This window comes from Virgibacillus halodenitrificans, assembly GCF_001878675.1.
Taxonomy (GTDB): Bacteria; Bacillota; Bacilli; order Bacillales; family Amphibacillaceae; genus Virgibacillus_Q; species Virgibacillus_Q halodenitrificans.
In genome coordinates, this window is record NZ_CP017962.1 from 1,256,851 (window position 1) to 1,273,564 (window position 16,714).

A 16,714-nucleotide genomic window follows, 5' to 3' on the forward strand; every position below is an offset into this window, starting at 1 on the left:
TATAATCGTTTCAGCAGTAGATTGCTTGATTGATTTAATTATAAAGAATTTATAAAGTTTGTTTTTATCCGTTTTTACCATGATATAGTAACACTATACAGGAGGAATCAGCATGCAAGCACGTATTCTATTAGTTGAGGATGACCCGGAAATTGCTCGGGTCGTACGAGATATGCTCATACGCGAAAACTATGAAGTTACCTGGGCAACGACCGGGCTGGAAGGTTGGGAGGATTTTCAGGAGAATTTATACGATCTTGTATTGGTAGATTTAATGCTACCTGAAATGGATGGCTTTACACTTTGTAAAAATATTCGTTGGAAAAGTGATATCCCCTTAATCATAATTAGTGCCCGCAAGGAAGATGAGGATAAGGTTGCTGGATTACACTTAGGAGCAGATGACTATGTTGCAAAACCATTCAGCCTGGTAGAACTAAAAGCAAGAGTAGCATCTCAATTACGCCGATGGAGGAGGTACCAAGGCCAAGAAGCAAGAGTTAACAGTTCAACATATATGCATGGTTTGAAAGTTAATTGGGACCAGAAGCAGGTTACTCTAAACGAAGTAAAGGTTCCTCTCACAAGCAAAGAGTATGAATTATTGGAAGTACTTGCTAAGCACCCTGGGGAGACATTCTCCAAAACAGAACTATATGAGCATGTTTGGAAACAACTCGAAGCAGATGGCGTTCCTACTGTCACCGTCCATATAAAAGCATTAAGAGAAAAATTGGCTGATCCAGTCAAAAACCCTAAGTTTATTCAAACGGACTGGGGAAAGGGGTATCGATTTATAGGTGAACCCCTATGAAGATTAAAACATGGTTACTCATCTCGTATTTTGTTGTAATGGTGTTGCCATTAATTGCAGCTTATCTCTTGTTTGGCTGGATTCAGTCCTACAATAATGAACAAAAAGTAACAGAGCATGTGGAGACCGTCTCTGCTTTACAGTCGTTGAATCAGTCACTAAGTGATCCAAAGCTTTATTCATCAAAAACATATAGAAAACGCTTGGATACTATTGCAAATACAAAACAATCGATTGCATTGTTTAATCCGGATGGGGTTGTTATTTATACATCAAACCCTTCCTTTATGCCGGCCCATTACGGAATTGGAAAGCAACAGCTGTATGAAGGTCTCTATTCCTTGGAACGGGGATACCGTACGTATACATACAAACAACCTGTTTTCTCCGAAAATGAGCTTGTCGGTTTCTTTCATGTAGAACTAGCACGTGATACGTGGGTAGCCGGTGTGAAAAACCGTAGTTTACTAGTTGGTGGATTATTTATCTTCGTCTTTATACTTATTTATATTTGCATTATCCGACTTGTAAATAAAAAGTTAAATATAAGACTTACCGGATTGATGAATGAGATGACAGCATTTGCAGCAGGTACTCAAGTAAAGGAAAAACCAACAAATAATGATGAGATTGGTAAGTTAACAAAGCACTTTTACGATATTCGCAGACAAATAAACAATGCAAGAAAATATCTTGAGCAGGAACAGCAAGCAAAGGAATATTTAATTGCCAGTGTTTCCCATGATTTGAAAACACCACTCACATCTATTAAAGCTTATGCCGAATCATTACAAGTGGAAAAGGATTTGTCACCATCAGAAAAAAGAGATTACCAACGTGTAATAAAGGAGAAGGCAGATTTCATGCAACAAATGCTTGATGATTTGTTGACCTTCACTCTCCTTCAGTCACCAAAGCATGATATGGAGCTGGTTGAGGTCGATGGATCAGAGTTTTTTGAGATGCTTGTGGGAGATTACGAACCTTTGTGTAAGAAAAAGAATATTTGCCTTCAAGCATACGCTGATGTTCAAGGATTGTTTGAAGTGAATCCAAAACAAATAATTCGAATAGCAGATAATTTGGTAAGTAACGCTATTTCCCACACACCGGAGAATGGGAGGATCTGGATAGCTGCTGTTTCTGAACCAGCGAAGCTAAAAGACGAAATATTTGATTTTGTTGATCCGGAAGATTTTGTAACTCCAATGCCTTCATCCTACTTTATTGTGCAAAATGAGGGGAAGGGAATCAAAGAAGAGAATTTGTTACGTGTATTTGATCCGCTTTACCAAGTAGATGAAGCGAGGAGTAAACGAGATGCACAAGGTACCGGTTTGGGGCTAAGCATAACAAAACAGATCATGGAGAAACATGGAGGGACAGTGAAGTTATTTTCTAAAGAAGAGGTGGGGACTTGTGTTATTTGTGTCTTGCCACAGAGGGGAGAAAAGATTGTAAATGAAGGTAACTAAATGGAGGATGGGCATACTAACTACTTTTGGGGCATTAATTTTAAGTAGCGGCTGCTCTACCGAAACAAGTAGCTATTCACCTGAACAAATGATTAATAACGCCTTGGAAGAGGAGGAGAATCCTAACTATTATGGAGAGTCCCTCATGGAAATATATGATAATGGCGAAATGATCGAGAAAATGAGGATGAAGGAGTGGCGCAGTAAGGACGGAAAAATACGTATCGAAACGACGGATGAGAGTGAAAAAGATAAAGTGATCGTGGTAAACGACGGCCAAACAATCACAACATATGATGAAAAAGAAAAGCAAGCGACAATAATAGATGATAAAGAAATAATTGAGTTTAATCAACCGTCACCAAAAGAACAGGCAAACGCCATCCTGGAAATGATTCAGGAAACACATGAGATTACCAGTGAAGGAGATGAAAAAATCGCAGGGCGTAATACTTTCCATCTTGTCGCCAAGCCTAAAGAAAAAAGTAGTTTACTAGGTAAGCAGGAATTATGGATTGATAAGGAAAATTGGATGGTATTGAAGATGTATTCTACCTCAGGTAATCAAACGTCCAAAGCGATTTATACCAAAATAGATGTAGGTGCAACTATTCCAGAGAAGAAATTTGCCCTCCATCTGGCAGAAGACGTAGAAATAAAGAATTTAAATGAGCTTAATAAGATGAAAACCGTCACCTTACAGCAAGCAAGGGAAGGCTTGGATACTCCGTTCCTTTATTTTCCAGAAGAAAACGGAATGGAAATCTCTACTATTGAGCAAGACGATCTTACAGGCTTAGTAGAACGTACGGAAATCAATATTAATTACAACAAAGAAGATGTACCTTTTTTAACCTTGTCTGTATTCGAATCGCCAAAGGAGGAAGATGAAACCTATACGCTCCCGGAGGAAGAGTCGGTTACAGTTAGAAATCATGAAGGTTCCTTTATTGATATGGAAGGGTTTCGTAACTTGGTGTGGCAGGAAGAAGGCTTAACATATTCTATATTAATTATTGATCCGTCAATTCCTTTGGAGAAGTTATTGCAAGCGACGGAAAAGATGCAAATAGTGAAGTAAAAACAGGGGAGGGAAGAAAGAATGCCCCAGGCTATGACAATCATTAGTTACATTGTATTAACAGGAATGATCGCTTTTATATCTTTTATTCTTCCTAAGCGCATTGGGAAGCTATTTGAAATAAGCGTCATCCTTGGCTTTCTTATTTATCTGTTTCTGACGTACGAGATTACAGAGGCACTTATGTTAATCAGTTTATGTGCTTTCGTGTACGGGAGTTTACTTGTTATTTTTGATCGGGATAAACAAGCAAAGCAACGCCAATTAAAAGAGGAGTTAAAGCAATCTTCCTACAAAAAGATTCAACAGGAAAAAGACGTGCGAAGACTAACCTTGGATATCTTTTTCGTTCTTTTAGTTAGCTCGATCGGACTACTATTTATTTTTTATGCACCAGAAACCTATGCACTTTTAAAGTTTTTTATTGGAATCTATTTTATCTTAACAATTACCCAATTTATTTCGAGAGTAACTAATTATGTAACTGCAGAACTCTATTTTCTTCCGGAACAAAATCGGCTTATTATCATGTCAGCCTTGGAACCAAGGGATTTACCTTTGGAAGAAGTACAGGAAATACGTAGGGAAACAGGTCCCGATCTGCTGCGTCTCCATCCGATGTTTACATTTATGTCGGAAAACATAGATTATACCATATCCTTCAATTCTGTACTCCGGCTGTCGTTTCCGGGAGAAACAATATACATTAACTTTGACTTGAAATCAAACATTTTCAAACAATTAATAAAAGGCATGAAAGAAGATACGGAGCAGAAAGAAAAGAAAGTGGCAGCACTTTGGCATCCGGATAACTTAAAGCGTCTCTTTTGGAAAGGGTATTATGCTATAACGGTAAAGGGAGTTTCAGCCTATACAGGATTACTATTTATATTGATTTGGTTAGATGCTCCTTCCTATGTCATGATCAGCTTTGTATTATTGTGGTGGGTCTTTAATTTGTATATTTCTGATCGTGTACTTGTGGCAGCCTCAGACGCAAAGGAGCTTACAGAAGGAAAGTTATTCAATGAAGCACAACAGTTGTTTAAGCAAGCTGGAATAAGCAAAACACGTTTATATCTTGTTGATTCACCAATTCATAACGGACTGGCAACTGGAATGAACCTTGGGCGGGGAACGATTATGCTGACAAGTGCCACAGCACAGCTTTCCCTAAATACGATAAAAGCAATTATCGCACATGAGGCGATTCATATTAAAAAGAGGGATATACTAAGCAATCAAATTGCTCGCATGCTTTTTTTCACAGTGATTGCTGCAGGGTCCTATCTTTTTTATGATCAACTATTGATGTTGACCGATCATATTGTGTTCCTTACGATTCTTATCTACTTCCTAATGATTCTATTCCCTGTGTATTTATCATTTATTGCACAATGGACAGAGATGCGTGCGGATTATCTAGGCTCTTTGCTCCTTGATAAACAACGCTCTCAAATGGCTAATGGACTTTATGAATTAGGTAAAGCACAGGATGAAGCAGTTAAAAAGAAGCTATCTTATAGCACACAAGGTGCAAATTCGGTAAAAAGAAAACTTAGTACAGAACGGGAAGGATGGTTTCTGAGGTTTATTGAGTTTCAATTTATGGTTCATCCGCCACTATATTGGCGTATATATTCTCTACGTACGTATAAGGGGTGGAGATCAACGCTAATGGGTTGGGCTGGCGCAAGATTAAAAGAATCCCTGCCCGATTTTTTTAGAAAAAGTATCCATTGTAATGAGCAAAATACGAAGGAGGTTAATGCATGGAAATAGATCTTCTATGGGTGGGGCTTGGATTAGCTGCCATGGGTTACTTTATTGGAGACGGTTTAAAAAATTTCAAAAACCCATCTGCACGTAATTTATTTGAGGAAGCGGATGATGATCATGCACTGATTCATGAAAATGAGGTACATCATATTATTGGGATTTCCAACGCAGATACACAAGTGTTATTAAAAGAACATCCTGAAATACCTCATATTACGGTGAATAATACTGCTTATTATTCAAAGGTTAAACTATTGGAGTGGCTTAAAAATATAGAATAAAAGTTAGTAGAGGAGGTAAATAGATGGAGTGGTTACAATTACATGATTTAATTACCCCCACGAACCCTTATGCAGCTTTATTTTTTGGAATGCTCGTCACCCTTATTGGTTCTATTGCTGTGTTCACTCAAACTAAGAATAAAAAATCTTCCCTGCTTATTTTACTAGCAGGTATTCTAACAATACTGGCTGGAGTAGCTGTTCTTTACATGCTGGGCTTTTATCAATGAAAGTAAATTTAAATTTCTCGCAATTGGATGTTTGCCATTATAGGTAGACATCCTTATTTTTTGCTGGATGACTTATAGCGTAAGTTAAACAATTGGTTCTAATATATGTTGAGACTCTAATTCGTTAACCTTCTCGGAACCTTCAATAAATAATTTCCTTAGCTAAAAGAGCAAGTTGCTTACAGCTGTAGAAACGTACTAATAATGAAAAAATTATGATAAAATAATTAAACAGAAGACAGAGGGAAGAGGTTTTGTAATGATTAACCATGAATGGCTTCACTTGTTTCATAAGGAATTACGGCAGGAAGCGTATACACAGGGATATAGAAGAGAAGAAACTGAGCATGTTGTACGCCATGTTTCCAATTTTGATGAGAAAGGGTTTGTGATCGCGTCCACTTTAAATCAAAGTAATGCTCGAGAAGTGGTTCGACAAGAGTTAAGCTATTTTCAAAAGTTGGGGCAAGGATTTGAATGGAAGGTTTATAGTTATGATCAACCGGTAAACTTAGTTGACATACTGAAAGAGGAAGGCTTCCTTATTGGAAACACAGAAGCATTAATGATGATGAAGTTGGTGGAAGATCATCCATTACTTCACAGTAGACCTGCTATAGAGGTAAAAGAAATTACGGATCAAAAAGGAATCAAAGATATAATTAGTTTGGAAGAAGCTATTTGGAAGGAAGCGCATAATGAGCTCGGAGAAAGATTATGGCGTGATAAACAAAATTACCCAGAGTCGTTATATTTATATGGAATTTATGATGAGGATAGGTTAGTGAGTGCTGCCTGGATGTATTTGGAGGATAGCTCATCTTTTGCAAGCCTTTGGGGCGGATCTACACTATTGGAATATAGGGGAAGAGGATACTATCATGCTCTTTTGTCAGCAAGGGCCAAAAAGGCCTATGAAAAAGGATATTCTTTTTTAACTGTTGATGCAAGTCCAATGAGCAGAAAAATTTTAGAGAAACAAGGCTTTCTTTGTCTGGCTTATACATATGAATGTAATTCTCCTGTAATGGATTAGCACTGAAAAAAAGTCTAGCAAGTGTATAGTATCCCAATGATTTGTTTGAGTTATAATTACCAACAAAAGGAAAAATAAACCTTGTATCTTTGTTATACCCTTGCTACCCTTAGAGAAGTAACTTATAGCAAGGGGGATAATGGATGTGGAAAAAATGGTTAATTACATTAGCATTCACAGTTAGTTTTTCAGTAAAGGATCTCGGTGGGTTAAGTTATTTTGATTTGGTTGGGAACGAAGCAAATGAGCTCTTGACAAATAATTTTTCTGATGAAGATGAAGAATCTCAAGTGGAGAGGGAAAATAGCAACCCATCAGAAAAAGAGAACAAGAACCAGCAAATACCAAATACAGCAAAAGAAAATGATGTAGCTGAAAAGAAGGAAGCCGAAGAGCAAGTAAGGAAAGAAGATAAAGAAACCAAAGAGAAAAGTACTCAAGGTCAAGATGAAAAAGAAGATAAGGAAAAGGGAGTGAAAATGCCTGAGGATAAGGCGGGGTTTGACGAGTATCCAAAAGGACAATTCGCAGTGGAAGGTGCACAGGGAGAGACTGTGAAAACAGATACAGGTACGTTTGTTATTGAAAAACAATGGACGAATCTTTCAAAAGTATATGTAGGGCCGATGACGATTAAAATTAAAAATATAAACATCGTGAGTGGCGATGTGACGGATAGCGCAATTTCAGGTATCTCCGGAGAAAAAGTGAAATTCGTTCAGGTGGATGCAATCCTGCAAAATACAAGCAAGGAGCCAATTGGATTTCCATTTGCAGCTGCTACTCTTCATATTGGTAGTAAAAACTTATTCGCTCATGATATGTTCAGTGGCATGACCAATGTGAATTTTGATACACAAATACCTAGGAATACAACACTTGTATATATGTTAGATGACCCAACATTAAATATATCAGAAGTGACGCTAAAACTAGCAAAACTTCCCGTAAATAAAAAGACTAAAGAAGAAATGGGGAAAAGAACAAGCATTCATGTTTCTTTTTAGGAGGGGAAGAAGTTATATAGATTTGCGGAGGATAGGGGGAGAACCAAATGCATGAAAAACTAAATCTACAGAAGCAGAAGGATTTTTCTGGAGTAGTGTATGTACAAAGAAAAGGGAAAGTAGAAGTAAAGGAAAGCTTTGGCTATGCCAATCGGTCGCACTCGGTAAAGAATAACATCGATACACGATTTGGTATTGCTTCAGGATGTAAATTATTTACGGCAATAGCAATCTGTCAGCTTGTGGAGCAAGATAAACTTTCTTTTCACTCCAAGCTGAGTGAATGCCTTCCATATGAGTTTAAACATATTGATTTGGGAGTTACAGTTCATCAATTACTTACACACACTTCCGGTATCCCCGATTACTTTGATGAAGAAGAGATGGATGATTTCGAGGAGCTTTGGGAGCAAAACCCGATGTATCTTCTTCGAAAACCAGCAGACTTTTTACCAATGTTTTCAAATAAGCCAATGAAGTTCACACCAGGTGAAAAGTTCCATTATAACAATGCCGGATACATATTACTTGGTTTAATTATAGAAGCGATTAGTGGTATGGCATTCTCGCAATATGTTGAAAAGTATATTTTTAGAAAAGCAGCTATGGTTGACTCAGGATATTTCTCCCTTGATTCTCTTCCAGCAAATACTGCCTTAGGTTATATTGAACTCCCGGGGGAAGAGTGGAAAACCAATATATATTCCTTGCCAGTAAAGGGCGGGCCGGATGGAGGTGCGTTTGTAACTGCAGAAGATATGACAAAGCTTTGGTCAAATCTGATTCATTGTAAACTATTAAACGAAGAAACTACCAAAATCTTATTATCACCTATGATACAGGCCAATAAGAACGTTTTTTATGGTTATGGCGTCTGGATAAGTAAAAATTCAACTGGGGAAATTTTGAAATATCATGTTATGGGTTATGACCCTGGTGTCAGCTTCCATTCAGCTTATTATCCTCAAAGTAGTTTTATTAGCACCATTTGCTCAAATAAATCAGAAGGTGCATTTGAAATGATGCGTTTAGTAGAAGAAATAATATTGGAGAAGTAAGTAATAATATTGATCCTATTACAATCCATGAGGTGATTTTTTGGAGATACGTCTTCAAGCATATAATAAGAATTGGGTCCAGCTCTATAAACAAGAAACACTTGAACTGAAAAGCATATTGAAAGATGAGGTTGTCTGCTTTGAGCACTTTGGCAGCACCTCCGTTCCAGGCATGAAGGCAAAACCCGTTATAGATATCATGTGTCTTGTAAAAGACATTAGTAAAATTGATGCTTTTAATCTAACGCTTGAAACTATAGGTTATGAAGCTGCAGGTGAATGGGGGATCTCAGGACGGAGATTATTTCGCAAGGGTGGTGAAAACCGAACCCATCATCTACATGTTTATCAGAGTGACCATCCTGAAATCGAAAGGCATCTCATTGTAAGGGATTATTTGCGTACCTACCCGAAAGAAGCTACTATGTATAGTCGCTTAAAGGAAAAGCTGGCGCAGGAGTACAATGATACACGTTTTTATAGTAAAGCGAAAAAGCCATTTATTCAGGAACTGGAGGAACGCGCCCTTCTTTGGGCAAAAGAAAACTAGTATTATTACTGAGTACTGTGAATAACGTGCAAAATGAGAGACAGCCCATCCCAGATGAGAGAGCAGCGCTAGAAATGAGAGACAGCCCATCCTAGATGAGAGAGCAGCGCTAGAAATGAGAGGCAGCCCATCCGAGATGAGAAAGCAACGCCAGAAATGAGAGACAGCCCATCCCAGATGAGAGAGCAGCGCTAGAAATGAGAGACAGCCCACCCGAGATGAGAAAGCAACGTCAGAAATGAGAGACAACCCACCCGAGATGAGAGAGCAACGCCAGAAATGAGAGACAGCCCATCCAAGATGAGAGAGCAGTGCAAGAAATAAACTTGGAGGAAACAGAATGAAATATGAATTTATACCAATGACACAGCAGCATGCAGAAATTATTGCTTACCATTGTCATTATGAGGGTGAATACTCATTTTACGATATGGAAGCGGACGAAGAAGACCTAAATGAATTCCTTGATGAAGAGGCTCGGGCGTCTAACTATTTTGTTGTAATAAATGCCAATGAGCTTATCGGATTTTTCTGTTTCCAGAAGCTGGATGCTAATATAATAGACATCGGTTTGGGGATGAAGCCGCAACTGACAGGCCAAGGAAATGGAGAGGATTTTCTAAAAACAGGTATCGAATTCGGGATTAATAAATACAAGCCAGCAACCATTACTCTCTCAGTCGCAAACTTTAATGAACGTGCAATTAATGTATATAAAAAAGTTGGATTTGTTCCTGAGGAAACTTTTAAACAGGATACAAACGGAGGAACTTATGAATTCCTAAAAATGAGTTATGATTTATATAAGCAAAATTAGTTCATATCCAACATTGATAAGTAAACAATGCAAGCAATAAAAATAATTAATGCTAGAATGTTGAAAAATTTATAAATCGTTATCTTCTCTTTTTGGATACTAAACATGGCAACAATTATGCCGGCAAGAGCATAAACAGGCAAGAAGAAAAAAGCAATGTAAAATACTACTTGCGGCGCTGAGATCAATGAAAAAATGAGAACACATAGAAGTAGAATCAACAATAATGATAAAGTTATTTTTGTAAATTTATTCATACTACACCGCCAATCTACTAGATTAGTTGCATTCATCTTACCATACACAATAAACGTTTTTAATCATTGTTAAAGGAAAGGAGTGTGTTTTATTGCTTACAATCAGCCGTTTGGTGCTTTCCATTATTGTAGTAATCATGGCAGCATATGGATTAATAACAGGTAATTTGGAAAGCTTGCCGATAATCATGGCGCTTTTAGGAATACAGTTATGTCTTACGGGTATCGAGCTGCTACAAAAAAACAAGAAAAGCTTTTTGGGTTATGCAGATATTATTATAGCTTTATTCTTATTTTTTGTTGCTATACAAGGGGTTATGTATAGTTAATAAACTATTTTTTAAAAAGTGTCGAAATTATATTGTTTAATATTATAAATAGGTGTGAATAGAACTATAGAAGCTAAAGGAGGACTATTCATGCCAAATACGGAATGTTGCAACGATACAAACCATAGCAGCCAAACACGCGATGAGTATGTAACTGGAAAAATGCGGCAACATACAAGGTTTTACAAAAAAATATACCAATTGTTATATACTTTAAATGACTTTCTTTTAGGACTGTGGTTTTTAATTGGAAGCATATTCTTTTATTTTGAGCCCTTAAAGACTTGGGGAGTCACATTATTTGTGATTGCTAGCCTACAATTCGTATTAAAACCAACCATTCGCTTAATTCATGAAATCGATGCAAAGCGATACTATGGTCGAAAATATGATGAAGAGATTCGGAATACGTAGAGCAGACGTTTAATTAGATTAGTTAAGAGGAACATGCTTATAGGTAGGAGAGGAGTGTTTAAATAATGAATCGACATGTGAAACTTGGTAAATCGGATCTTCAGGTTTTTCCTGTAGGGTTGGGAACGAATGCAGTTGGTGGACATAATATCTATCCGAACATGCTGGATGAAAAACAGGGGAAAGATGTAGTTCGTGCGGCACTTGATAATGGTATTAATTTTTTGGATACTGCGTTTATTTATGGACCTGAACGTTCCGAAGAGCTTGTTGGAGAAGTGTTGAAGGATTATAAGCGCGATGAGGTAGTGCTTGCGACAAAGGGAGCACATGAATTCATAGGGGAAAGAACTGTAATGAATAACTCGCCAACCTTTCTAAAGCAACAGGTGGAGGACAGTCTTCGCCGGATGCAGACTGATTATATAGATTTGTATTACATCCATTTTCCGGATGAAGACACACCAAAAGATGAAGCAGTCGGTGCCTTAAAGGAATTGCGTGATCAGGGGAAAATCCGTTCCATCGGGGTATCTAACTTTTCTTTAGAGCAATTAAAAGAGGCCAACAAAGATGGCTATGTAGATGTCATCCAATCAGAATATAATTTACTTCATCGGGATGCGGAAAAAGAAATGTTCCCTTACACGAGCAAAGAAAATATTACCTATATCCCATATTTTCCATTGGAATCCGGGCTACTTGCGGGAAAATATAACACTTCCACCAAGTTTACAGATATACGAGCTAAGAAACCAACCTTCCAAGGTGAGGCATTCAAGGAAAATTTGAAAAAGGTAGAAAAGCTTCGTGAAATTGCTAATGCGTACGGAGAAGAAGTAGCCCATATTGTGCTCGCATGGTATTTCTCCAGACCATCACTGGACGTAGTTATACCAGGAGCGAAACGCGTCCACCAAGTGAAGGAAAATAAACGTGCTGGGGAGATCAAGCTAACAAAAAAAACTATTCAAGAGATTGATCAGCTATTTAGCTGAATATGATGCGGTACAGCCGATAGAACATGGGACGAGTTCTATCGGCTATTTTTATGACTTTTTATCTAGTCTAATAGACAAATCGCCTCCTCGAGCAGCACTTTTGTCCAATAGAGCCGTTCTAATAGACAGAACGCCCTCCCCAAGCAGCATATTTGTCCAATAGAGCCGTTCTAATAGACAGAACGCCCTCCCCAAGCAGCATATTTGTCCAATAGAGTCGTTCTAATAGACAGAGTGCGCACTCCAAGCAGCAAAAGTGTCCAATAGAGCCATTCTAATAGACAGAACGGCCAGCCCAAGCAGCGAAAGTGTCCAATAGAGCCGTTCTAATAGACAGAACGCGCACCTCGAGCAGCGAAAGTGTCCAATAGAGCCGTTCTAATAGACAAACTGCGCACCCCAAACAGCATAAGTGTCCAACAGAGTCGCCCTAATAGACAAACTTCCCATCCCCAAGCAGCAATTCTGCATAATAGAGGCCTTAAGATAAAAAGAAGAGTTTCAGTTAGGCTCTCTAAGGGTATTATTTCCAAAACAGGAGAAATGATGGGAGAGAAAGCAGCATGAAAAAACAAAATTTTTTATTTATCCTACTTATAGGATTGATGCTTCTTGCCGGATGCAGCGATTCAGCAGACCAAGCAAAGCAAGAGAACAAAGAAGCGCAAAACCATGAGAAAAAAGAGGAGAATCAAAAGCAGGATAAGAAATCACCATACATAGAAGCATATAAACCGATTCAACCGTCTAAAGAGGCTGTTGCACTTGAAAAAAATTACACAGAGGAAGAGCAAAAACTTATGCCTGCAAATGAGGCACATGGTGGAGAAAGAGAGAGAAGTGTACCACTTGGTCAAACATTGCAAAAAGGAAAAGAGGATAAAACGAATGGTCCATTGAAAGATCATCGACTCGTGGCGTTTTATGGGACACCTTTATCCGAAAATATGGGTATCCTTGGGGAGTATGGCCCAGAAGAAATGATGAAAAAGTTAAAGGAACACACAAAAGCATACTCTGAATTAGACCCAGAGCGTCCCGCTATACCGACAATCGAACTGATTGCTACGGTAGCAAATCGTGATCCGGGCCCGGATGGCTTATACGTTTCTCCGCCAAATGAAGAAGTAATTGAAGAATATGCAAAGCTTGCCAAAAAACATGGAGCTCTACTTCTTTTGGATATTCAACTCGGACGCGCCACTGTCATGCAGGAAGTAAAGGCAATCGAAAGATATTTGAAACTGCCATATGTCCATCTTGCCATTGATACAGAATATAGTGTGCAAGAGGGAGAAATTCCAGGAGAGGATCTAGGGCAGGTAAATGGGGCAGATGTCCAAAAAGCTGTAGAATATGTTGATCAGCTTGTGGAGGAAAACCAGTTACCGGATAAATTAGTGCTTGTCCATCAATTTGGTAATGGCATTATTAAAAATAAAGAAAAGATTCATCCAACTGAACATGTCCAAGTACCACTTAATTATGATGGCTTTGGTGATGCAGCAATAAAATTAAGTGCATATGGAAAGCTGGTAAAAGACCAACCAATTCAGTACGGTGGCTTTAAAGTATTTAAGAAAAATGATAAGCCTGTATTAACACCAGAGCAAGTACTGCAATTAGACCCGGCTCCAGCAATTGTTAATTATCAATAAAAAATGAGATGGGGTTATTTGCTCCATCTCATTTTATTTATATTATCTAATAATATGGCGAAATCATGAAATATACAAGTACGCCTGTAAAGCTGACATATAGCCAAAGTGGCATCGTCCAACGAGCTATTTTTCGATGCTTCGGCACCTGCATATTTAATCCTCTACTTAATGTAATTAATGCTAATGGCACAATGACTGCTGCTAGCACAATATGTGTTATCAATACAAAGTAATACACATACATAAGTATGCCATCACCGCCATAGGTTGTTGACTCTGCCATAGAATGATATGTTAAGTAAGATATGAAAAACAAAAATGTGCTCACAAAAGCAGCAACAATAAATCGACGGTGTGCCTGAATATTTTTCTTTTTAATCATAATGAGAGCACCAATTAGGAACAGAAACGTGAAACTATTCAAAAAAGCATTAATACCTGGTAATACAGTCAGCTCCATCCCGAATATAGTTCCATCCTTACTTTTAGGCAACAGATTTGTTCCTAAAATAACAGCAACGATGGCGATAGATAAAATCCAAATAAGTGGTGTATAATTTTTTTGTTTTATGTCATTTGTTGTCATTAGATCTATGTCCCCTTCAACTCATATGCTTCATTATTAAGCATAATTGCTGTGGGGAAAAAGGGCAAGCAACAACTAACCATTTTACAAAGTGGCAAATTTCTATAATTATAGAAATTAGGAAATGAGGTGAAAACATGGGCAAGCTATTTGCACGTTTGTATGATCCTATCATGAAACCATTAGAAAAAATAAAATTTAACTCTATCCGAAGAGAGCTTCTGTCCCATGCGACAGGCCAAGTATTAGAGATTGGTTCGGGGACGGGAGTGAATTTTCCATATTATAAGCACGTAGATTGTGTGGATGCAATTGAACCAAATCAACAAATGATTCAACAAGCAAAGAAAAATATTGCTTCTACCAATGTGCCGATTACCATATATCAAGCAAGGGCAGAGCAGCTTCCATTTGAGAGAAGTGTATTTGATTCTGTTGTTTCTACATTAGTATTTTGTACAATTCCTGACCCATTACAAGCTTTGGAAGAAATAAAACGTGTCAGCAAACCTGGAGCACCAATATTGTTTTTTGAACATGTGCGGATGGAGCAGCCCCTTCTTGCCCAAGCACAAGATATGTTAACACCTGCTTGGAAAAACATATGTGATGGATGTCATCTAAATAGGGATATCGTAAGTTTTTTAGGACAGGCAGGATTACAAGTTGAATGCATTAATCCGCATTATAAAGGGTTATTTTTAATGATTAAATGTACAAATCCAAAATAAATCTACTAAAATTAGCAATGTCAATAAAAGCTGGGAGGAATAATCATGCTTCTAATAAACGTGGATAGCCAAGAGGTTCAGTACCTATGTAAGAACGATCGTGAACTGGCTAAAGTTATTCAGTTGATCGGAGATATTCAAATTCAAACACGCAAAAATTATTATAGCTCACTTGTTCAATCTATTATTGGTCAGCTAATTTCCGTGAAAGCAGCAAACACCATTCGGCAACGTGTATTTAACGCATGTAATGGAGAAATTACGCCTGAAAAAATAGACAGGATGGATGATCAAACAATAAAAAAGTTAGGCTTTTCCAAACAAAAAATTGCCTCACTACGCGATTTAACTGAACGCGTGCAAAATGGAGAACTTCCTTTGGAGGAACTCGATTACCTCTCAGATAAAGAGATTATGAGTAGATTGACTGCCATTAGAGGAATTGGACCATGGACAGCCGAGATGTTTCTCATTTTCTCCATGCAACGAATGAACATACTCTCACTTGCCGATGTTGGGTTACAACGAGCTGCAAAATGGCTTTATGGAAATAACGAAACGGATGGCAAAAGTCTGCTCCTGGATAAATCCATCAAATGGCAGCCTTATCAAACCATTGCATCTTTTTATTTATGGCGCGTTATTGATGATGATCATATAAGGAAGGATAAAGAAGAAGTGATCCACCCAAAGATCGACTAATGTTTGATGAATGAAATAATATCTCTGTAAACTTCCTCAGGTCTTTCCTCAGTAACCAGATGACCAGTGTCTGGGTAACTAATTAGAGTCGCATGTGGCAAATCCTTTTCAAGCTGCATACCTACTCGAAGGGATACAACCTTATCCTCTTTCCCCCAAATTAAAAGGGCTGGCTGTTTTATTTGGTTTAAAGCTTCTTGATTAAGGTCGCCTTCCCGGTAGCGCAGTAACCGAATCAAAGCTTTATAAAAATTTTTCTCTTTAAGCGGAGCCCCATATGCGTCAATTAATTCTGGGGTGATATATTCCTGATTATACAGTACATTTTTTAGTGTACTTGCAACACCTTGTTTTTGTACATGCCTTCTGGCAAACAGGTGAAAAAAAGGAAGGTAACTTACAAAAATCAGTCGCTTTTTAGCTCTTGGAAGATAGCCGGAACTTGCAAGTAATACTAATCTATCTATTTTTTCCGGATATTGTTTGGCGGTATAGAGCGCGATTTGTCCACCCATAGAGTGACCAGCAATGCTGATTTTTTTTATATCAAAGTAGTCCATACACTCTTTAATCAATTTGGCATAATTAGCATAAGAATAAATAAAGCTGGTAGATTTTTCGCTTTTACCAAAGCCAATTAAATCGATTGCAATAACAGAGAACTTTTCCTTTAATAAGGGCATTAGCTGATGAAACGTATATGTAGAGGAAACAAATCCATGAAGGAGCAGAATTGGTGGCTTATCATTAAGAACATATTCTGCGTAGATTTCTCCACTTGGTAATTGTATATGCTTTTGTTTATAATTTTTTTCCTCCATGGGAGTGCCTCCTATTTAAGCTTGGTTACATTTTAGGTTACAAGCGTTAGTTCGTATATTTTTGTTAATATTTCTACTTATAAT

Annotated in this window: 19 protein-coding genes; 17 read left to right on the forward strand and 2 right to left on the reverse strand. The window is 37.8% G+C overall.

Annotated features, from left to right (window positions below):
* Positions 1 to 112 precede the first annotated feature (112 nt).
* From BME96_RS06605 to BME96_RS06680, 15 genes are all read left to right on the forward strand, one after another.
* Positions 113 to 814 carry a response regulator transcription factor gene (locus BME96_RS06605; RefSeq protein ID WP_071648698.1) on the forward strand — a complete coding sequence of 234 codons (702 nt, stop codon included), beginning with the start codon at positions 113 to 115 and terminating at the stop codon, positions 812 to 814.
* On the forward strand, positions 811 to 2,289 hold the full coding sequence (locus BME96_RS06610; protein WP_071648699.1) for a HAMP domain-containing sensor histidine kinase: 1,479 nt from the start codon (positions 811 to 813) through the stop codon (positions 2,287 to 2,289). The genes BME96_RS06605 and BME96_RS06610 overlap by 4 nt, the downstream gene beginning before the upstream one ends.
* On the forward strand, positions 2,276 to 3,370 hold the full coding sequence (locus BME96_RS06615) for a LolA family protein (protein ID WP_019377338.1): 1,095 nt from the start codon (positions 2,276 to 2,278) through the stop codon (positions 3,368 to 3,370). Before BME96_RS06610 ends, BME96_RS06615 begins: the two co-directional genes overlap by 14 nt.
* Positions 3,371 to 3,391: 21 nt before the next feature.
* The gene (locus tag BME96_RS06620) at positions 3,392 to 5,152 is read left to right on the forward strand and encodes a M56 family metallopeptidase (protein ID WP_083547429.1); all 1,761 of its coding nucleotides are present in this window, start codon (positions 3,392 to 3,394) and stop codon (positions 5,150 to 5,152) included.
* Positions 5,143 to 5,430: a hypothetical protein gene (locus BME96_RS06625; RefSeq protein WP_060681810.1), complete on the forward strand. Its 288-nt coding sequence runs from the start codon at positions 5,143 to 5,145 to the stop codon at positions 5,428 to 5,430. Before BME96_RS06620 ends, BME96_RS06625 begins: the two co-directional genes overlap by 10 nt.
* Before the next feature lie 23 nt (positions 5,431 to 5,453).
* Positions 5,454 to 5,660, forward strand: coding sequence for a hypothetical protein (locus BME96_RS06630; protein ID WP_071648700.1), 207 nt, complete (start codon positions 5,454 to 5,456; stop codon positions 5,658 to 5,660).
* A gap of 259 nt (positions 5,661 to 5,919) precedes the next feature.
* Positions 5,920 to 6,696 (forward strand): GNAT family N-acetyltransferase, encoded by a 777-nt coding sequence (locus BME96_RS06635; protein WP_060681808.1) that lies wholly within the window; start codon positions 5,920 to 5,922, stop codon positions 6,694 to 6,696.
* 143 nt (positions 6,697 to 6,839) lie between these two features.
* Positions 6,840 to 7,703, forward strand: a complete 864-nt coding sequence (locus tag BME96_RS06640) for a hypothetical protein (RefSeq protein WP_071648701.1) — start codon at positions 6,840 to 6,842, stop codon at positions 7,701 to 7,703.
* 47 nt (positions 7,704 to 7,750) lie between these two features.
* Positions 7,751 to 8,761 carry a serine hydrolase domain-containing protein gene (locus BME96_RS06645; RefSeq protein ID WP_071648702.1) on the forward strand — a complete coding sequence of 337 codons (1,011 nt, stop codon included), beginning with the start codon at positions 7,751 to 7,753 and terminating at the stop codon, positions 8,759 to 8,761.
* A 40-nt stretch (positions 8,762 to 8,801) separates the two neighbouring features.
* Positions 8,802 to 9,311 carry a GrpB family protein gene (locus BME96_RS06650; RefSeq protein WP_019377331.1) on the forward strand — a complete coding sequence of 170 codons (510 nt, stop codon included), beginning with the start codon at positions 8,802 to 8,804 and terminating at the stop codon, positions 9,309 to 9,311.
* Between the two features lie 340 nt (positions 9,312 to 9,651).
* Entirely contained in the window at positions 9,652 to 10,128 is a 477-nt protein-coding gene (locus tag BME96_RS06655) for a GNAT family N-acetyltransferase (RefSeq protein WP_071648703.1), read from the forward strand.
* 349 nt (positions 10,129 to 10,477) lie between these two features.
* Positions 10,478 to 10,714 carry a DUF3953 domain-containing protein gene (locus BME96_RS06665; RefSeq protein WP_060681991.1) on the forward strand — a complete coding sequence of 79 codons (237 nt, stop codon included), beginning with the start codon at positions 10,478 to 10,480 and terminating at the stop codon, positions 10,712 to 10,714.
* Between the two features lie 90 nt (positions 10,715 to 10,804).
* On the forward strand, positions 10,805 to 11,128 hold the full coding sequence (locus BME96_RS06670) for a YrhK family protein (RefSeq protein ID WP_060681990.1): 324 nt from the start codon (positions 10,805 to 10,807) through the stop codon (positions 11,126 to 11,128).
* Between the two features lie 65 nt (positions 11,129 to 11,193).
* Positions 11,194 to 12,126 carry an aldo/keto reductase gene (locus BME96_RS06675; RefSeq protein ID WP_071648705.1) on the forward strand — a complete coding sequence of 311 codons (933 nt, stop codon included), beginning with the start codon at positions 11,194 to 11,196 and terminating at the stop codon, positions 12,124 to 12,126.
* A gap of 566 nt (positions 12,127 to 12,692) precedes the next feature.
* Positions 12,693 to 13,787 carry a hypothetical protein gene (locus BME96_RS06680; RefSeq protein WP_071648706.1) on the forward strand — a complete coding sequence of 365 codons (1,095 nt, stop codon included), beginning with the start codon at positions 12,693 to 12,695 and terminating at the stop codon, positions 13,785 to 13,787.
* 46 nt (positions 13,788 to 13,833) lie between these two features.
* Here BME96_RS06680 and BME96_RS06685 read toward each other — a convergent pair whose 3' ends face one another.
* Entirely contained in the window at positions 13,834 to 14,376 is a 543-nt protein-coding gene (locus tag BME96_RS06685) for a DUF420 domain-containing protein (RefSeq protein WP_019377324.1), read from the reverse strand.
* Positions 14,377 to 14,513: 137 nt separating this feature from the next.
* Between BME96_RS06685 and BME96_RS06690 the strand changes: the two genes are divergently transcribed.
* Together BME96_RS06690 and BME96_RS06695 are read left to right on the forward strand one after the other, a co-directional pair.
* A complete protein-coding gene (locus tag BME96_RS06690; RefSeq protein ID WP_071648707.1) occupies positions 14,514 to 15,107 on the forward strand; it encodes a class I SAM-dependent methyltransferase in 594 nt (197 codons plus the stop codon).
* A gap of 45 nt (positions 15,108 to 15,152) precedes the next feature.
* Complete coding sequence (locus tag BME96_RS06695; protein ID WP_071648708.1) at positions 15,153 to 15,809, forward strand: DNA-3-methyladenine glycosylase family protein; 657 nt, start codon at positions 15,153 to 15,155, stop codon at positions 15,807 to 15,809.
* Here the strand turns inward: BME96_RS06695 and BME96_RS06700 are convergent.
* Positions 15,806 to 16,630 (reverse strand): alpha/beta fold hydrolase, encoded by an 825-nt coding sequence (locus BME96_RS06700; protein WP_019377321.1) that lies wholly within the window; start codon positions 16,628 to 16,630, stop codon positions 15,806 to 15,808. The genes BME96_RS06695 and BME96_RS06700 overlap by 4 nt on opposite strands.
* Between the last annotated feature and the right edge of the window lie 84 nt (positions 16,631 to 16,714).

Excerpts from the sequence above, each read along its gene's own strand:
- BME96_RS06635 (WP_060681808.1), top strand. The coding sequence starts at position 5,920 with ATGATTAACCATGAATGGCTTCACTTGTTTCATAAGGAATTACGGCAG.
- BME96_RS06630 (WP_071648700.1), top strand. The coding sequence starts at position 5,454 with ATGGAGTGGTTACAATTACATGATTTAATTACCCCCACGAACCCTTAT.
- BME96_RS06645 (WP_071648702.1), top strand. The coding sequence starts at position 7,751 with ATGCATGAAAAACTAAATCTACAGAAGCAGAAGGATTTTTCTGGAGTA.
- BME96_RS06675 (WP_071648705.1), top strand. The coding sequence starts at position 11,194 with ATGAATCGACATGTGAAACTTGGTAAATCGGATCTTCAGGTTTTTCCT.
- BME96_RS06655 (WP_071648703.1), top strand. The coding sequence starts at position 9,652 with ATGAAATATGAATTTATACCAATGACACAGCAGCATGCAGAAATTATT.
- BME96_RS06625 (WP_060681810.1), top strand. The coding sequence starts at position 5,143 with ATGGAAATAGATCTTCTATGGGTGGGGCTTGGATTAGCTGCCATGGGT.
- BME96_RS06680 (WP_071648706.1), top strand. The coding sequence starts at position 12,693 with ATGAAAAAACAAAATTTTTTATTTATCCTACTTATAGGATTGATGCTT.
- BME96_RS06685 (WP_019377324.1), bottom strand. The coding sequence starts at position 14,376 with ATGACAACAAATGACATAAAACAAAAAAATTATACACCACTTATTTGG.
- BME96_RS06700 (WP_019377321.1), bottom strand. The coding sequence starts at position 16,630 with ATGGAGGAAAAAAATTATAAACAAAAGCATATACAATTACCAAGTGGA.
- BME96_RS06695 (WP_071648708.1), top strand. The coding sequence starts at position 15,153 with ATGCTTCTAATAAACGTGGATAGCCAAGAGGTTCAGTACCTATGTAAG.
- BME96_RS06670 (WP_060681990.1), top strand. The coding sequence starts at position 10,805 with ATGCCAAATACGGAATGTTGCAACGATACAAACCATAGCAGCCAAACA.
- BME96_RS06640 (WP_071648701.1), top strand. The coding sequence starts at position 6,840 with ATGTGGAAAAAATGGTTAATTACATTAGCATTCACAGTTAGTTTTTCA.
- BME96_RS06615 (WP_019377338.1), top strand. The coding sequence starts at position 2,276 with ATGAAGGTAACTAAATGGAGGATGGGCATACTAACTACTTTTGGGGCA.
- BME96_RS06610 (WP_071648699.1), top strand. The coding sequence starts at position 811 with ATGAAGATTAAAACATGGTTACTCATCTCGTATTTTGTTGTAATGGTG.
- BME96_RS06620 (WP_083547429.1), top strand. The coding sequence starts at position 3,392 with ATGCCCCAGGCTATGACAATCATTAGTTACATTGTATTAACAGGAATG.
- BME96_RS06690 (WP_071648707.1), top strand. The coding sequence starts at position 14,514 with ATGGGCAAGCTATTTGCACGTTTGTATGATCCTATCATGAAACCATTA.
- BME96_RS06605 (WP_071648698.1), top strand. The coding sequence starts at position 113 with ATGCAAGCACGTATTCTATTAGTTGAGGATGACCCGGAAATTGCTCGG.